Raw genomic sequence first — 17,725 nt, forward strand, 5'->3', positions numbered from 1 at the left:
GATGAAAAAAATGATAGTTGGTACAAATATCGAAAAGTCTTTTGGACAAGAAAAGGTTCTGAGAAATGTTTCAGTGGAAATTGATGCGGGAGAATTTGTCTCGATCATGGGACCTTCAGGCTCAGGGAAAACTACTTTAATGTTTGCCCTAAGCGGTATGGACGAAATAGATGGAGGCAGTGTCCAGTTTGATGGCAAGGAATTAGCAACGCTCTCAGAAACTGCCTTAGCGGATCTGCGAAGAAAGCAAATGGGTTTTGTTTTTCAACAGCCTACCTTATTAAAGAATTTGAATGTATTGGATAATATCGTGCTGCCTGCTCAAAAAGGCAATGAAAAACAAGCCGGTAATTTAATGAAAAAAGGGCAAACATTGATGGAAAAGATGGGAATCGCTGGTCTTGAGCAGCGGGACATTACACAAGTTTCTGGCGGACAGCTGCAGCGAGCAGGAATTTGTCGGGCACTTATGGGTGATCCGCAGATTATTTTCGGAGACGAACCTACAGGGGCGTTGAATTCCAAGTCTGCCCAAGAAATCATGACCCTCCTGTCGGAAATCAACCAGCAGGGAACCGCGATTTGTTTGGTAACCCATGACGCCAAGGTCGCTGCTCAAACACAGCGTGTGCTCTTTATGAGTGACGGTCAGATCGTCAGCGAAGTGCAATTTTTCCCAGAAGATGACTTGAATTTAGAGGAGAAAATGGTTCAAGTGACAGAGAAAATGCGGGAAATTGAGATTTAATTAGTGATAAACAGAAGTGAGCTGGGAAGTGTTGTCATATCCCAGTTCGCTTTTTACTTGTTTTTCATGCTAAGCTAGAGGTGAAGAGGAGGGCGGAAAATGATTGAAAGCAGATTATTGCAGATTCTTTTTATCTTATTAGAAAAAGGGTCCATAACAGCACCAGAGTTAGCGGCAATGTTTGAAGTCTCCCCTCGAACGATTTATCGCGACATCGATGCGTTGAGTGCGGCCGGTGTCCCCGTATATGCGGTAAGAGGGAAAGGCGGAGGCATCTTCATTCAGGAAAATTATGTTCTGGATAAGCAGCTAGTTTCTGACGATGAACAAAGAGAAATTTTGCTTGCCCTCCAAAATCTCATGCTTACTAACGGAACAACGACGAGTCCGTTGGCTTCTAAGCTCAGCAGACTTTTCAAAAAAGACCCGATAGATTGGCTGGAAATTGATTTTTCAGATTGGAGCGGTCAACGTACGCACCTCTTCGAAGAGCTTCAGCGGGCCATTCTTACGAAACAAGTTATCCAAATCAGCTACCTCAGCAGCAAAAGCCAGTACACCCAACGAGAACTTGAACCCTTAAAACTCGTTTTTCGCGAGAAAGCCTGGTATCTTTACGCTTTTTGCCGCTTAAGAGGAGAATGCCGCTTATTTAAAATTACTAGAATTCGGGAGTTAAGACGACTATCTGATACTTTTGTGCGTGAGATTCCTAAAAAGGTCTTCTCAGAAAAACAAACGCCGCCAGAAAAAATCGTTGAACTGACACTGTTATTTGACCCTGCAGCGGCGTATCGTGTACAAGAAGAATTTGAAAATATTACCCAAAGAGAAGACGGTACATTAATGGTAACGATTCTTTTTTCCGATGATGAGTCAACCATGAACTATCTTTTCTCATTTGGTGATCATTTAGAGATTCTAGACCCGCCAGAATATCGTAAAAAAATGGCGGATCGCATTGAAAAACTGCTAAACAAATACAGAACTTGACACTGGCTTACAAGTTTTACTTGATACACTAAAATAAAAAGGAGGCGGTATCAATGAAACCCATACTAAAGGACAAAGAAGAATTTCCCACCATTGAAAATTTAGCGAACCATCTATCTGAAAAAGATTTGCTGCTGTATCAACAGCTGCTAGAAGCGCTCCATGGGCATTCGTATCAAGAAGATTGGAACTACTACAATGATGGCCACAATTGGTTAAGTAAAATCCTATTCAAAAAGAAAAATCTTGGTTGGATTTCCATTTGGGAGACCGGTGTAAAGGTGACTGTTTATTTTGGTGAAAGGGTTTGGCCGCAGCTTGTCGTTAACGAATTATTCAGCAAGCTCGAAGCCAACGAGGCATCAATTCAGAAATCAGGCAAATTAAACGCTGTGCTGATTCCGATTCAAGACGAAGAAAGCTTGCAAGTAGCCGTTGCGCTGATAAACTTGAAAAAGACGATAAAGTAGGATAATGGAAGATTTGTGTGGGGGAATAAAAACATTTCGCATGGAAAGAAATTTTCAAACGCAAATGAATGTTACTATGCATTTGAATAGACCGACTTGCTTTTGAAAGCTTGTCGGTCTATTAGTTTTTTTCAGGAGAGCCTTCATTCGAATCGGACACTACATAAAGCATTGTTTTCATCATAAATACTAAAACGAGTTTTCTTAGTTCAAAACAGATATAAAAGGTTACAACTTGTACCTGCTTAATAGTTTTTCGATCAACTTCGTATATTCTTGTCTTAGTATTTCTGGTTCTAGTATTTCCGCCTGTTCACCAAAGCCGAGAAAATAATTGGTTAAAAAGGGAAGCTCATTATTATTAAACTCTCCCACAAGAAGAATGTCATTTTCTTTAGCTTCGAGTCTCATATTTGGAAATGAATTTCTTAAGAAGTATTCTTTTCCCTTACCAGATAAGCGCACCCTAAAGGGGATATCTCGGTATTCCTTTTCCTGTGTAGTTAAGATTTTTTCCGTTTCTTCTTCAGAGAGAGGGGACGGATAATCCAATTCTATTTCAATATCCTCTATATAGTCGCAGCGATAGGTTCTCTTTTCTTTTTTTTCTATATCTATGGCGATGCAATACCAATAGCCATCCATTAAAGTTAGGCGAATAGGCAAAATTCGCTTAACTTTTTTTGTATAGCGAGTATATAAAATTTTGAGGGATTCCTTTTTTAAAATGCTGGCAAACAATGCTTCTAAATTTTTGGTGGTTTCAATTTGATGTATGCCCATATAATGCACAGAATCAGTTGCCTGGGCTATCCGCTTTTGTTTCTCAGCACTGAAAGTGTTAAATAGTTTTCTTTGGATAGTGGAATACTCGCTGCCAAACGGTGATCCAGATAACAAGCTTAAAAGCTGCATTGAAAAAAACACACTAAAAATTTCTGCCTCTGTAAAATAAATTGGCGGTAATAGTGAAGAGGGAAGGACTTTGTATCCACCGTATCTTCCATTTTTAACATACATCGGTACACCTAAACGTTCCAGCTCAGCTAAATCTCTTAATGCTGTACTTCTAGAAATTTGAAATTCGCGCATTATATCAGTTAGGTTGAATTCTTTATGACTATTTACGAAAAAAAGTTCTTGCTGAATACGTTCTGATTTTTTCATATAGACTCCTTTATAAGTGTCAGAAACTGACACCTTTGAATCGTATACTTAGTCTATCATATTGAGAGGGAGTTTTATTATGGCACAGAGTAAATTATTTTTAGTATCGTCATTTGCGGATGTTTCAGATGAATTGATATCTTTTGAGACCGAATTACAGGGAAAAACAGTTACTTTCATTCCTACAGCAAGTAAGGTTGAAAAAGTAAAGTTTTATGTGGATGCTGGGAAGAAGGCTTTGGAAAAAAAGGGGGTAATCGTTGATGAATTGGATATTTCTGTTGAGCAAAGAGATATTGTGGAGCAAAAATTAAGAGAAAATGATTTTATTTATGTTTCTGGTGGAAATAGCTTCTATTTGATGCAGGAGCTAAAAAAAAGCGGAGCTGACATCATTATCAAAAGGGAGATAGCAAATGGCAAGCTCTATATTGGAGAATCTGCTGGCGCAATTATTTTGTCTAAAACAATTCAGTATATCCAAAATATGGATTCTCCAGAGAAAGCACCAGAATTGGCTTCTTATGATGGACTAGGTGTTGTAGATTTTTATACGTTGCCACACGACAATGAGATTCCTTTTAAAGAGATCAGCAAAGAGATTAAAGATAATTATAGAAACGAATTAACTATCTGTCCGATACGTAACAATGAAGCAATTCTAGTAGAAGGAAATAGCAAAAAAGTCGTAAAAGTAAAGTAAAGAAGTAGTTTTTTCACCGTAAAAGGTCTAGTTTATTATGAACATATCCTAAAGCTGATGTATTCCAACTAATTTCTGATCCGGTAGTTTTTATTCAAGTAAGTTTAAATGAAAATCCTTTTTTGAATGCCGGACATAAATAATTAATTAATCACTTCAAAAAAGAATGTAAGAATTATGTAGAGTCTAGCAATCGGACGGAATCCAGTGTCCGATTGCTTTTTTAGGTTCAATCAAGTGGTGAGAAGGCTGTTTATGGTTTGAGAATAATGTTAGTTTTTCTCAAACCATAAAAGAGGAAATGCGAAAGAGCTGATTAAGCTAGGATTTCGATAAAAATCGTCTGATGAGACATTTTTTGTTTTTAATTAGTAGCAAAGAAATTTTTTGTAGAAAAATTTTGTCATTAATTTTTAGAGCACGAATCATTTTTTATTTTATAGAAGAAATGATTTTGAGCGTTAAGCAGCAATCAAATGATGAACGATCAGCTGAAGCAATCTGAAACGAGTTCAGATGATTCGTTGTGCGATCATGTGCACCAGCTGATCACAGAACGACGATTGACAATGAATTAGACTCAAACTAGGTCAATAAGACATGAGAATTGAGTTTGAGAAAAACTGATGAGCCATTCATATTCATTTAATTGCTTTTGAATGAAACGAAGTATCAGTTCAGAGAATCAAACACGACTTTAGCTGATCTGGTGGCTGAGGACATGGTATTAGAAGAAATTATGTTTTCGTAACAATATCTATTTTCCCGAAAGCATAAAAATTATTGCACCAGGATTCGTAAAATATGGCTGATTTGAGCTTTTTTAGCCTGATTTTACTGTTTAGCACATTTTTATTATGATTCGAGTTTAAGCACGTTCATACTAAATTACGCTCAAATGAAACCTCGAATAATTGGTAAAATATCTCTGATGTGTCGATATTTCCTTTAAAATCAATCCATTCAAGCCTAAATCAATTTAGAAAATGATCTAATTTAAATAAGATAAAGTTTTGGATTGTATTTGGTTTGCTGGAATAAATTTTGAGAACTCCTCTCCTGTCATTTGATTATTGTTATTTTATGATTGCTTCTCTATATCTTATGCTTTACAAAAAGAACCATTTTTCAGTAATTTATAAACTTCGTTCTATAGCTATCTCCTCGCGCTATTATCTAATATTGGTTATTTTATATTTGACAAATTGGTATATACCGGTTATAGTGTAGTTAGAGGTTGAGTTCCCTCTCCTACTATAAAATGAAAGGACTGAATCGAATGAGTCGAGAATTATTGAGAGAACGCTACGAAAAAGAATTCGAAAAGCTGCCGGACTTTATCCAAAAGTACCTCTTATATTTGGAAGCTATTCCCCGCTCAACGAATACGTTGTACGAATATTCAAAGGAATATCGTAGATTTCTAAGTTGGCTCTCTTCCGAGCAAATCATTCGTGTAAATGATATTTCTGAGATTCGCTTGGAAGATTTTGAACGATTAAACAAAGATAAAATTGTGTTGTACAAGTCCTTTTTAAATCAATCCCCTAAACGGACATTTGAAGGAAAATCAGAGACGGACGTTTCTCAAGCCCCCTTGAGTGAAAGAAATACCCATCGATTGAAGGTTACGGTGCAACGAAGTATTACCGCCCTTCGTTCCCTCTTTAAATATTTATCAAATGAAGAAATTGAGGAGTTTGATGAGCAAACCGGTCAATATGTCATCCGTCCTATGCTGCGAAGAAATATTATGATTAATATCGAAAATGGCGGCGTCGATGCCTCTGATGCGGTGCGAAAGGATAAAATTGAGAAAATGCTCTATCTTGATTCCGATGCGATTGATTTTGTCGAGTATGTCTATGCTGGATATGGGAATACGCTGACTTCACGCCAAGCCAAGACCGCTTATGAAAAAAATCGTATCCGAGACACGGCGATTTTGGCTTTGTTTCTTGGATCAGGGATACGTTTATCTGAGCTGGTGAATACAAATGTTAGCGACTTGAACTATGAGGGCTTGTATATTCAAGTTCAACGCAAAGGTGACACAATGGACCATGCGATGATCTCTCCTATCTTTATTGATTACATTCAGGAATATGTCGATCAAAGAAAGAGTTTGTATAATGCGGATGATTCAATCCCCGCTCTTTTTCTAACCAAGCACAAAAATGTCGCCAAACGAATGGAAGGCGGCTCGATTGAGAAGATGATCGACAAATATTCTACCGCTTTCGGAAAGCGAACGACCCCTCACAAGCTGCGCCACAGCGTCGGCACCATGGCCTTCAGAAAGACGAAGAACCTTAAAACAGTCAGTGAAATCCTAGGCCAGCGAGGCACCTCAGCCACAGAAATTTATACCCACATCGTCAAAAAAGAGAAACGATCGGTTATCGATGATTTGTGGACGTAATAAGAATTTGAAGATACGAAAAGCCGCTGAAGTGACAACAACACGTTCATTTCAGCGGCTTTTTTTTTATTTTTACAAATAGTATAATCGTTAGTCTAAGTTGGTAACACATTTCGAAATGTTCTGCTAAGTACTCACGGGTTATATAAAAAGGATTGTCTGCTAAAAATTGAAGAATTGATAATTTTACTCGGCTCTTTTTATCTAGGAGATATTCTTCTATTAGATCCTGAGTATTCATAAGCGTCCTTCTTTCTGTTGATAAAACCATTCTCTAACGTACTCCAGCTTTTTAAATCTATGAATATGCCCGGCGTTGATTTTATAAAAAAAGATAGATCCATCCGAATCTATCTTTGACGAGCTATTCAATTGGCTTAACTACCTCACACGGCGTACCAAAAGCAACAACATTTTTGGGAAGATCTTTTGTGACGAGACTGCCGGCGCCAATGACTGTATTTGCACCGATCGTGACACCGGGTAAAACGATCACTCCCGCACCGAGCCAGACGTTTTTTTCAATCGTTATAGGCAAATTGTATTGGGCTTTTTGTAGGCGAAGTTCTGGTGATAGCGGATGAGTCCCGGCACAAAGCGTGACGTTGGGACCGACCATGACATCGTCGTGGATCTCGATTTTTGTATCGTCTACGAGCGATAAACCGAAATTCGCATAGACATTCTTTCCAATATACGTATTTTTTCCCCAGTTAGCGTGAAACGGTTGTTCAATATAGGAACCTTCACCGAAGCTGCCTAAAAGTTTGTCTAAAAGTGTCCCCTTTTCTTGTGTTTTGCTTGGTAAAGTATGATTGAATTGGAAAAGCAAGTCACGGTAAAAAGCCTGTTCCTTCTTCAATTCGCTGGTTTCATAGTAAGTCTCACCTGAATCCATTTGGTTCTGCAAAAATTTATCAGTCAAGATTTTTTCCTCCATGCATAACTTTATGTTGCAAGGGATACTTTTTTTTGAGAAAAATACCTGCTAGGATAATGACGATTAGGATACTTAATAGTTTGAATGGCGCGAAAAGATCCGATGAACCAGAGAGAAATTGCAAGGTACTTAAGCCGAATGGTGCAATAAAGTTTCCGAGATTGCAGCCAATTAAAATAATGGAGGTCGCGGCGGTCATTCTTGCTGGTGATGCATATAGATTTAACGAATTGTAAATGAATGGAAAGATCAAACTACCGGGAATTCCACTGATAAAGTAGCCAATTAGCAATAACGCAAAATTTGTTTCGGAAATAGCGATCAGAAAAGTAGCCAAAGCTAATAAGACCAAGCCAAGATACAAACACTTCTCTCCTAACAACCGATTGAAAAAGCCAAATAATGAACCAGTGACGATTCCAATGATAGGCATTACTGCTAAGAAGGTTGAGGCATTGTAAGTGGCTCCTTTGATATTCGTGACCATTGTAGGAAAACGAACACCGATCGCCACAAAGGTCATTACTAAAAACAAGGCAAAAAGCGCTAACAAATAGACAGAAAGTTTAAGCTCGCCTTTTTTACTGGTGCTTGTTTTTTTTGTCTCCTTAATTTCTGGAACAAAAAGAGTAAATAGCAGCAAGATTGGGAAAGCAATAAGATACACGCTGAAGGAAAATCTCCAGCCGAAGGATAATAATGCTCCTGCTAATAGTGTCAGCCCGGCATTTCCGATGTTTTCTGCTGCGCCGCGATATCCTAGTAAGGTCGCGCGCTCTTCTGGCTCTTCTTGAAAAAGCAGATTAATAATGGAAACTGCAAGTGAATTGAATAGACCGAATCCCGCCCCTAAGACAAATCGACTGATTAGGATAGGAACATAGCTGTTTAGAAACAAGGGAGCGACTCCCCCACCGACCCCAACTAGGATCAACCCTAGCTGGACAGTTCTTTTGGTTCCGATTTTTTCGGCGATGAAGCTGGAAAGAACGACAAATACTACGACTGCCAATGCAGGTAAGGTCGCGACCAGTTCGACTTGAGTGGTTGTCATGGAAAGAGCTGCTCGCATCTGCGGCAATGCCCCGTTGATGGACAAAGCACTCGTTAATAAAAGTGAGATTGACAATATGGACAAACGAGTCATAAGACTATTTTTGTTAATCATGTTTTTTTCCTCCTACACTTTCTTTAAATGGAGCAGCGTTGTTTGGAAGTCTCCATAAAAATCTGGAACGTTTACACCAAGGGTCATTAGTTCATCCCCAAAATAAAATTGACCTGTTTTCTGTTCTTGATAGCGAGCCGTTGTCTCTAAACCAGTTAAAAAGACTTCATGGAAAACGGGTTGGGCAGAGGCTAAAGTGCGAGCCATCATGACCAATGCCTCTGTTTTGTCTGGTGAAACAAACATCCAAGCGGTTAGATTTCCTTCAAATGGGCTGTTCAATCGGTAAAAATCTCCAAATTGTACAAGTGGCCGAATGGCTTGGTATTGTTGAACTTTTTCTTTCACAATCACTTTTTCCTCTTCAGTCATTTCCGTCAGGTCTAATTCGTAGCCAAAGACGCCACTCATAGCGACATCTCCCCTTGTTTTCAAGGAGGTGATTCGTCCCGTTTGGTGATTTGGTACAGCAGAAACATGAGCGGTCATGGATGAGATTGGATAGGCTAAGCTCGTCCCATACTGAATTTTCAAGCGCTCGACGGCATCTGTATTATCTGTTGGCCAAGACTGGGGCATGTAATAAAGGAACCCAGCATCGAATCGTCCACCGCCGCCAGAGCAGCCTTCCCATAGAATTTTTGGATAGCGATTTACTAGATGCTCCAATAATTCATAGACGCCTAAAATGTGGCGATGCGCGGTTTCTCCTTGAGTTTCCGCTGAATATTGGATTGAGTAGACATCTGATAAACTACGATTCATATCCCATTTTACGTAATCAATGGGGACCTCATCTAAAATGGTGCAAAGTTGTTTTTCGATTGCTTGCCGAACTTCCTGGCGTCCCATATCCAAGAGATGCTGATCACGAGAAGCAGATGGTGTACGATTTGGCTCTTGCATCAAGTAATCTGGATGCTCTTTATAAAGCTGGGAATCAATAGAAATCATTTCCGGTTCGAACCAAAGACCGAACTGCATCCCCTTCTGATGAACATAGTCTGCGATGCCTTTGAGCCCATTTTTTAGCTTGCCCTCATATTCAAACCAGTCTCCCAATGAGGAATTATCTGAGTCACGATGTCCGAACCAACCATCATCCAACACAAACATTTCAATGCCTAAGTCCGCTGCTTCGTCAACAATCTGTTCAATTTTTTGACTGTCAAAATCGAAATAAGTTGCTTCCCAATTGTTTACTAAAATGGGGCGCTCTTTGAACTGATGCATCCCTCGGGCGACTCTTTCACGCAATAAATGATGAAGACTGCCGCTCATACCGTTTAACCCTTGATCAGAATAAGCCATAATGACTTCTGGTGTTTGAAAAACCTCGCTTGGAGAAAGCGACCATGAAAAATTGTAATCATTGATTCCGACCAGGACTCTCACTTGATCAATCTGATCTTTTTCCAATTGAAAGGCATGATTACCGGAATAAACGAGATGCATTCCAATCGCTGGACCGCTGATTTCATTTGTATCATGGTTCACTAAAGCGATGAAGCTGTTCATGTGATGACTAGATGCGCCGCGGCGGCTTTCAAAGCTCTGGATACCAGAATGGATGGGTTCGCGATGGATTTGGCGTTCTCTTAAATGGGCACCAGGCAACGAGATGACTTCATCGTAAATACCGCTGTTCGTCAGATCCATCTGCATCGAAGCGATTTTCTCTAGAACGATCGACTCTCTGGTTCTATTTAGAACTTTGACCGAGCGAGTAATCACTGGTCGCTCATGATAAATCGTATAGGCCAACTCTAGATAGATTTCTTGATCCCGATCTTTTAAAACCACGATTAGAGTAGTAGACTCCTCTTCATTTCGTACATAAGAGTGTGGCAGTCCTTCAAGTTCTGGTTTGCCGGCTTCGATCCGATAATCAGAAAAGCGGAAATCATGCAAGTTCGATCCGTTTTCTCGGCGAATGATGGTAGCTGGTAAACGATAATCCATGGAACCGTGACTGGAGTATTCTTGCGGCACTGTGTCTTTCGAGTAAGCCCTTTCAGTATTGCCCGGTACATTGCCAGAAAAACCTCGATCTCTGCGTAAGTAGGTTTTGTTGCCGCTGTAATGTTGAATCGCCTTCCCGAAGTATAAGTGATTTAAAACGCCGTCCTCTTCCACCTGTAGAAGGTAAGAGATTTCATTGTTGCGTAAATGAAAAACCTTTGTATCTTTATCAAATGCTACATAACTTTGTTTCATAGTAGTTCCTCCCTTGACTTGTTGTTTACCTTATAATGTTTACTAAACAATTATGTCAAGAGAAATTTCAAAAAAAAGAGAACTTTTTTCAAAGCTCTCTCGTTTATTATTATTTTGGGATAAAACTTTCACGCACGACCAATTTTGAAGGAAAAGTCATAATGACCGGTTCCTGTCTTTCCCCATCAATTCGCTCTTTTGCTAACCGAACTGCGGCTTTCGCGATTTCCTGTGCGCTGATATGAACAGTGGTCAAACTTGGGGTTAAAAACTCCGCAATCTCGATATCGTCAAAGCTAGCTATCTCAATCTCAGTTCCCACTGAGATAGTTGCTGACTGCAATGAACGATAGACACCTACAGATAAAGGATCGCTGCCGACCAGAAGTGCTGTTGGCAATTCTTCCTCTGATTCTAGCCATTCATCCATCATTCTCTTTCCTTCAAGTGGTTCCCAAAGCCCTAATTTCGCCTGCTTTTTTAAGCCGTTGGCAGTCATAAATTCTTGATATGCCCGATAGCGTTTTTCATTATCACTATAGATTTTTTCACCATTTTCATCGATATCAATGTTGAACCCTCCGATATAGCCGATTCGGTGATGCCCCTTCTCATAAAAAAGCTGGAGCACTCGTTTAGTCATTCGCTCAAAGTCAGCATACACCATATCTACCTCTTGGTTGATCTCAGGATTGTCCACCACAATGATATTTTTATTTTGCTCACTCAGGCGTCGAACAGCTGTCTCTGAAACAGTTCCTACAATAATGATTGCTCCGAGCTTGTCGAAATCCTGCCAAGTTTTTGGATTGTCCTCTAAATTATATACACGATTCATCCCTAAATGTAGTCGTCGTGCTTCCTGCTCTAAACCGATGCGTAGAGCATTGAAATAAGGATCGTCTAACTCCTTTTGCCGACTAGTCGTAGTGATGACACCGATCGATGGCAGGCGTCGTTTGACGTATTTTCTTTTATCAATATCATAGTTCAGCTCTTTAATCGCCTGATAGATTCGCTCTTTGGTTGATTCGGCAACAGAGAGCGTAGGATCATTGTTCAATACTCTTGAAACCGCCCCAGGACTAACTCCAGCACGTCTAGCTACATCTCGAATTCCTACCATTATTGTTCACCTCGATTGTTTACTAAACAATAACTGGGAATGAGTTCTTCGTCAACTATTTTCTGAAATAAATTTTCGGATTGTCTCTGCCACTTCTTCCGCATTGGTTCCAATGGCTGGGTGTCCAGGATTTTCAAATAGCTTGAATTGAGCATTGGGTACTTCACTCACAATCGCCTGGTACTCCTCCGCGATATTCTTACGAATCAAGCCATCTTTCTCGGTTCCGGTTAGCAGTATCGGGCAATCTAGAGAACTTAAAGATTTAAAAAATAAAGGTTTCTTTGATTCGATTAAACGCAGTATCGAATCCGTGTCTTTTTCTACAACGGTCCGCCAATCCTCTCCAATAAACCATTCATAGATTTGAGAAGTTTCAGGATCATTTGCTACGGTGGAACGCTCAGCCACTAGTTCTTCGCCAAAACCTTCATGCAAGCTTCGTCCATCAAAGCTGTCAGCAGTTACTGTAGCAACTAGATCAGGTCGAAGTAATGCGACATTGACCGCCACCCATGCGCCACCGCTGGTTCCTACCAGGTGAACTTTTCCGAGCTTTAAGTGTTCCAATAAGGCTACTGTCTGGTATGCTTCATCTTTCCAAAGTTCAGTGGGAAAAACTTCTCTTCGATCCGATTGACCATAGCCTAAAAAATCGATCAAAATAACTTGAAAATTCGCATACAAAGGCATTAGCTGTGTGAATAATTTCGAAGACGAGGTATTCCCGTGGAGCAACAAAAGCGGGTGCCCTTCCCCAACGATCTCGTAATACACTTTTTTATCCTCATAATTGAAGAAGCTCATGTAAATCCCTCCTATCCATTTTCTTATAAGTATAGCAAAAAAAGAACCGCTTTCATTTCCCTGACAGAGCTGCAGCCGAATAAATGAGTTCATTCGACGTTTCTTATCATGGAGAAAGCGATTCACATGGTTGTTCTTTGTGGCTGTGAAGAAACCTTAACTATACTGAGCAATAAATTGATCAATGGTCTCAGCAACCTCCTCAGCACTGGTTTCAATCGCAGGGTGTCCAGGGTTTTCGAACAGTTTGAATTGTCCGTGGCTGACTTCTCCGACGATCGCCTGGTACTCTCTTTCGATATTTGGACGAATGGTTTCGTCTTTTTTGGTTGCGGTCATGAGTAATGGCGCCTGCAAAATTTTTAATGAATCGAAAAATAATTCTCTTCTAGAAATAATGAATCGCCACATACAGTCGATATCTTGTTCTACAACGTCCTTCCAATCCTCCCCAATACACCAGTGATAAAATTGTGAAGACTCAGGATCCTCGATGGTCGATGAATGTTCAGCCAATAGGGCTTCGTCAAAATCTTCAGGGAAGCTGCGACCGTGAAAGCTATCAGCAGTCACTGTAGCGACAAGGTCTGGTCTGAGAAATGCCGCGTTGATCGCCACCCAAGCACCTCCGCATGTACCGACTAAATTCGCGTCTTTGATGTCTAGATGCTCCAAAAGAGCAATGGTTTGACGTGCCTCATCCTTCCAGAGTTCAGCAGGGAATTTGTTCAGACGATCCGAGCGGCCATAGCCTAAAAAATCAATCAAAACAACCTTAAAATTTTTGTAGAGGGGTAGCATGGGAGTAAATGATTTGGATGATGAGGTGTTTCCGTGCAAAAAAACAAGTGGTTTTCCTTCTCCGATTGTCTCATAAAAAACGTTCTTTCCCTTGTAGTTAAAGAAACTCACGACAATCCCTCCTTAGAATTTCATCATACACATTTAGTATATCAGCAAAAACAATATTATTTATTAATTTTGTTAATATAAATTTTAAAAAAATTAAAATAATTGGATTTGACTTTTTATAAAGCGTATGATTTATTCTAATATTCTTTTTTTATTCCCATTTGTTTAAAGATCTTGATTGAAAAGAAGGCAATCACCACAGTGACAAGTGAAGTGACTATAATCAGAAGCAACAGCATTTCTCCTGAAGCCATCGCGGCAAAACCGCCGTACATCACCTGTCCTAACGGAACAGCTAAAGTCGTCACAATCATAACTAATGACATGATGCGACCAAGCAAAGCTTTATCAGAAACCAATTGAATATAAACAATCAATTGAACAGAAATGACGGTAACTACCCCCATTGCACTTGCTACAAGTAACGTCATCACCCAAAAAGCCATTGTTGGTTCTTGAATCAAGCCGAAAGGAATAATCAGCAATCCAAAGAGGATGGCAACTAAAATCAAATTTTTGGTAATGCTCGTTTCATTTAAACGATTCGCCAACACACCGTAAATGATGGTCCCTAGTAAGCTGCCGATGGCAAATAGAGTATTCATTAACCCAAATTGCGCATCGCTAACTCCCAGTTGGATTCGTGAAACGTAAGGCACGATGACTTGGATAAAGGAAGCTAAGAAAAAGTTTAGCATGAAGGCAACTGCTGCTACCCGCACAATGATCTTTTGAACTTTTAAGTAATGAGTCACTTCCTTTAAGTCACCTATCACAACCTTGACTAAAGAGCCGTCTATAGCGGTCTGATCTTGAACCGGAATTTTTAGTAATACTTCGCAGAAGATCGCAGCCAGAAAAAGTACGCCTGTAATCAAAAAAATCTGGTACACTGACTCGAAACGGTAAATCATCCCAGCAAGGATAGGCCCTAAAACCGTTCCTAAAGTTCCAATCGAACTGATAATCCCATTCGCTCGTGGAATCTCCCCTTCTGAACAGATTACGGGAATGGCGGATTGGACAACTGGTGTTTCAAAGGCTGAAACCATCCCGATAATGACCGTCAACAGCCCGATCGCTGTCACTGGATTTGCTAGACGAGTAACTAAAAAGAGACCGATTGATAAGACAAGATAGAGAAAATCCATAAACAGCATTAAGTTTCTTTTTGGCAATCGATCAGCCAATACCCCACAAAATGGCAAACAGACTAACCGACCTACGACAGATAAGGAGGCGATCACGCTGAAGGTAAATGCAGATTTCGTAATATCCAATACATATAGAGAAATTACGAACTGAACAATGGTTGTGCCTAAAACTGAAAATAATTGACTCCCGATTAGCAAATGAAGATTTTTGTTTTGTCTCATAGTTAACTCCCTGCTTTCTTTATTGATCCTTTAGTACTAATATTTTTCATACCTACCGTTGGTATCTATACATTTAAAAAAAATAGCCTTCTATTCTTTTCTTGAACATCCCCTGATCTACCCACATCATAATTTCCCGATTAAAATGTGAGTGATTGATGCCATCAAAATGGATTACGCAAATACAATTTGCAGCTTTCATGAGTTCTCTTCAGTGGAATCTTTCGGATTTCAAAACTTTAATGAAAGTACGAACAAATCACCATTCAAGTCTTACCATTAGGATCTCTTACCTCAAGCAGCCTCTTAGTCCTTCTCAAAAAAGAAGAAAGAGTTTCTAATCTGTTCTGTTCTAAAACGGTTCACATTAACATACATACCGTTGGTATCTATCTGGAATATACCCTGATTCCTTTTTAATGTCAACTTTTTTTTAGTTGAAAACTTGTGTACCTTCCAACTTTTACTAGTCATCTCCACTCACTAATCATTGATTTATCAGTACGTAAAAGCTTTTTTACTTAACTTTTTCTCGCAGGTAAAGGAATTTTGATTTATTCTTAAAGAAAGATCGGTGAAAATTGAGGTGTAGAAAATGGAAGTTGGGCAACGCTTAAAGGCACGAAGAAATGAATTAAATTTCACACAGGATTATGTAGCTGAGGAGTTAGGAATTACTCGTCAAACCATGTCTAATTGGGAAAATGGTCGTAGTTATCCGGATATTGAACGAATCATTCGCTTATCAGAAATCTATCAGCTATCTTTAGATGAATTATTGAAAGGAGATCGAGAAATGGTTAAGCATTTGCAGGAGAATACCGTTGTGAACCACTTTTTGAAAATTTTTATTGCGATGCTTTTCGTAAATGTCCTATTAATGGTGGTTCTTTTAGTCAATCAAACAATGAACGAAGTGTTTCTACTGATTATCTTTGCCTTGATCGGCGCGAATAGTCTCTCCCTTTTCTACTTAATTATCAAAAAAATTTAGGAGCTGATTGCAATGAGTTTAACATTGATTATGATTCTTTTAATGACCTTGCTGGTAATTGCTGCTGGCTGTATGTGTTACTATATCTACTCCCTTGTTATGATGGATGCGAAAAGTCGCGGGATCAAGAATCCGAAATTTTGGTCGATCGTGGCGGCCGGCGGACAACATGGTGAGGGTCTGCTGCTCTATCTCTTTACCCGTAGGAAAACAACCAGTCGAATGAACACAGCGGAAACCGCTCAGTTTTTGAAGCTGAAACGGAAAGTTTTTTGTCTGTTGGCCGTAGTATTTGTTCTGTTACTACTCTTTGTGGTGGTAATTTTTCGGTTTGATTAATCGAAAAAAAGAGCTAGTTAAAGATTATTTCTTTCACTAGTTCTTTTTTAGTTAACATAATATTATTATTGGTTTAATAAGTCTTTCGTCTTAACCAAAAATTTTTAATTGTTTGGATGCGTCTTGTCTTGTTTTGAGGTTCTTTTTTCCAGCTCCAGTAAATATTGCTTTCGTTCCAAGCCGCCAGCATAGCCAGTGAGGCTTCCATCGCTGCCGATTACTCGATGGCAAGGAATTATGATGGCAATTTTATTTAACCCGTTGGCCCGACCTACCGCGCGCACCTTGTGTTTATCCCCTAGCTGGAGAGCAATATCGCGATAGCTTAGGGTTTGTCCGCTAGGTATAGTTTCTAAAATTTTCCAGACCTGTTTCTGGAAGGGAGACCCATCGTAGAATAACGGTAGTGAAAAATTGGTACGCTCTCCTTGGAAATACTCTGCTAATTGTGCTTCCACCTGCTGATGAATGATCGTTTGACCATAAATGATCCGAAATTGATGCTTCATGCGCAATTGTTCAATTTCCCGTTCTAGCCCGCGGCGATCTTCAAACTCTAGTAAATACAAGTACTCCTCATCACTCAAACAGAGCATTCGACCGATTGGTGTAGAAATAAAGGAGGCGTTCAAGATTCGAGTTGACGCATTTGTTGCGGGATTTCCCATGATTTTCGTAAAAGCATCATTGAACCCGCTGGAAGATTCATAGCCTGTCTCCAGCTGCTGATCGATGACTTTGCTTCCATTACGAATTTCCTTAAAAGCTAAGCCCATTCGGCGAGCTCTGGCATATTGAACAAAGGTCATCTGGTAGATCTCTTTGAATTTTCTTCTCGCAGTGGCAGAATTTAGCCCAATAGCAGAGAAATCTGCTTCCGTCCAGCGTTTTTCTGGATGCTCCTCCACGGCATTCACTAACAATTGAACCTCTTCTGGAATGGCTTGCGGAAAGGACAGCGGCTGGCAGATTTTACAGGGTCGATATCCCGCCAATAGAGCCTCCTCCGCAGTTAGATAAAACTCACAATTTTCGAATTTGGGTTTACGAGCGCGACATGTTGGATGACAAAAAATCCCGGTCGTTTTGATTCCGGCGAAAAAGATACCATCGTAGTTTCGGTCGCGTTCCTTTAGTGCATGATAATACTCTTCTCGTTTTTTCTTCGAAGTAATCATTCTTACTCCCTCCCCTTGCTTTACCATTAAAGTATAGCTTCTATTACAAGAAAAATCTTTCGAAAAATGAACAACTATTTTTTCTTTCTTATTTATTAAATAACGAATACGAGACGATAAAATCTATTTAGATGATGAGTATGCATTATAAAATAACCGTTGTTT

At 39.6% G+C, this 17,725-nt stretch carries 16 protein-coding genes; 7 read left to right on the plus strand and 9 right to left on the minus strand.

What is annotated here, in order from left to right; translation table 11 throughout:
• Position 1: 1 nt before the first annotated feature.
• The 3 genes from IGI50_RS17915 to IGI50_RS17925 all read left to right on the plus strand — a co-directional run bounded on the left by IGI50_RS17915 (position 2) and on the right by IGI50_RS17925 (position 2,211).
• Entirely contained in the window at positions 2-748 is a 747-nt protein-coding gene (locus IGI50_RS17915) for an ABC transporter ATP-binding protein (RefSeq protein WP_438777981.1), read from the plus strand.
• A gap of 99 nt (positions 749-847) precedes the next feature.
• The gene (locus tag IGI50_RS17920; RefSeq protein ID WP_438777982.1) at positions 848-1,741 is read left to right on the plus strand and encodes a helix-turn-helix transcriptional regulator; all 894 of its coding nucleotides are present in this window, start codon (positions 848-850) and stop codon (positions 1,739-1,741) included.
• Positions 1,742-1,794: 53 nt separating this feature from the next.
• A complete protein-coding gene (locus IGI50_RS17925) occupies positions 1,795-2,211 on the plus strand; it encodes a DUF3788 family protein (RefSeq protein ID WP_438777983.1) in 417 nt (138 codons plus the stop codon).
• A 228-nt stretch (positions 2,212-2,439) separates the two neighbouring features.
• Here the strand turns inward: IGI50_RS17925 and IGI50_RS17930 are convergent, their stop codons facing one another.
• Positions 2,440-3,378: a helix-turn-helix transcriptional regulator gene (locus tag IGI50_RS17930; protein WP_438777984.1), complete on the minus strand. Its 939-nt coding sequence runs from the start codon at positions 3,376-3,378 to the stop codon at positions 2,440-2,442.
• Between the two features lie 79 nt (positions 3,379-3,457).
• On the opposite strand from IGI50_RS17930, the gene IGI50_RS17935 reads away from it, so the two are divergent.
• The gene (locus IGI50_RS17935; protein WP_438777985.1) at positions 3,458-4,081 is read left to right on the plus strand and encodes a peptidase E; all 624 of its coding nucleotides are present in this window, start codon (positions 3,458-3,460) and stop codon (positions 4,079-4,081) included.
• A gap of 1,279 nt (positions 4,082-5,360) precedes the next feature.
• Positions 5,361-6,503 carry a tyrosine recombinase XerS gene (gene xerS / locus IGI50_RS17940; protein WP_438777986.1) on the plus strand — a complete coding sequence of 381 codons (1,143 nt, stop codon included), beginning with the start codon at positions 5,361-5,363 and terminating at the stop codon, positions 6,501-6,503.
• Positions 6,504-6,867: 364 nt separating this feature from the next.
• On the opposite strand, the gene IGI50_RS17945 is transcribed toward xerS, so the two are convergent.
• The 7 genes from IGI50_RS17945 to IGI50_RS17975 all read right to left on the minus strand — a co-directional run bounded on the left by IGI50_RS17945 (position 6,868) and on the right by IGI50_RS17975 (position 15,049).
• On the minus strand, positions 6,868-7,428 hold the full coding sequence (locus tag IGI50_RS17945; protein ID WP_438777987.1) for a sugar O-acetyltransferase: 561 nt from the start codon (positions 7,426-7,428) through the stop codon (positions 6,868-6,870).
• Positions 7,421-8,611 (minus strand): MFS transporter, encoded by a 1,191-nt coding sequence (locus tag IGI50_RS17950; RefSeq protein WP_438777988.1) that lies wholly within the window; start codon positions 8,609-8,611, stop codon positions 7,421-7,423. The genes IGI50_RS17945 and IGI50_RS17950 overlap by 8 nt, the downstream gene beginning before the upstream one ends.
• Positions 8,612-8,623: 12 nt before the next feature.
• On the minus strand, positions 8,624-10,828 hold the full coding sequence (locus IGI50_RS17955; protein ID WP_438777989.1) for an alpha-galactosidase: 2,205 nt from the start codon (positions 10,826-10,828) through the stop codon (positions 8,624-8,626).
• Positions 10,829-10,937: 109 nt separating this feature from the next.
• Positions 10,938-11,954, minus strand: coding sequence for a LacI family DNA-binding transcriptional regulator (locus tag IGI50_RS17960; protein WP_222227116.1), 1,017 nt, complete (start codon positions 11,952-11,954; stop codon positions 10,938-10,940).
• A 51-nt stretch (positions 11,955-12,005) separates the two neighbouring features.
• On the minus strand, positions 12,006-12,761 hold the full coding sequence (locus IGI50_RS17965; RefSeq protein ID WP_438777990.1) for an alpha/beta fold hydrolase: 756 nt from the start codon (positions 12,759-12,761) through the stop codon (positions 12,006-12,008).
• Between the two features lie 156 nt (positions 12,762-12,917).
• A complete protein-coding gene (locus IGI50_RS17970) occupies positions 12,918-13,673 on the minus strand; it encodes an alpha/beta fold hydrolase (protein WP_218257639.1) in 756 nt (251 codons plus the stop codon).
• Positions 13,674-13,810: 137 nt separating this feature from the next.
• Positions 13,811-15,049 (minus strand): MFS transporter, encoded by a 1,239-nt coding sequence (locus IGI50_RS17975; RefSeq protein ID WP_438777991.1) that lies wholly within the window; start codon positions 15,047-15,049, stop codon positions 13,811-13,813.
• Between the two features lie 595 nt (positions 15,050-15,644).
• On the opposite strand from IGI50_RS17975, the gene IGI50_RS17980 reads away from it, so the two are divergent.
• Together IGI50_RS17980 and IGI50_RS17985 are read left to right on the plus strand one after the other, a co-directional pair.
• Positions 15,645-16,043, plus strand: a complete 399-nt coding sequence (locus tag IGI50_RS17980) for a helix-turn-helix domain-containing protein (protein WP_218257641.1) — start codon at positions 15,645-15,647, stop codon at positions 16,041-16,043.
• Between the two features lie 12 nt (positions 16,044-16,055).
• Positions 16,056-16,382, plus strand: coding sequence for a hypothetical protein (locus tag IGI50_RS17985; RefSeq protein ID WP_438777992.1), 327 nt, complete (start codon positions 16,056-16,058; stop codon positions 16,380-16,382).
• Between the two features lie 104 nt (positions 16,383-16,486).
• On the opposite strand, the gene IGI50_RS17990 is transcribed toward IGI50_RS17985, so the two are convergent.
• Complete coding sequence (locus IGI50_RS17990) at positions 16,487-17,560, minus strand: bifunctional transcriptional activator/DNA repair enzyme AdaA (RefSeq protein WP_438777993.1); 1,074 nt, start codon at positions 17,558-17,560, stop codon at positions 16,487-16,489.
• Positions 17,561-17,725: the final 165 nt, after the last annotated feature.

The sequence above is a fragment of the Enterococcus sp. DIV0170 genome (assembly GCF_051710765.1).
Classification (GTDB): Bacteria; Bacillota; Bacilli; order Lactobacillales; family Enterococcaceae; genus Enterococcus_A; species Enterococcus_A raffinosus.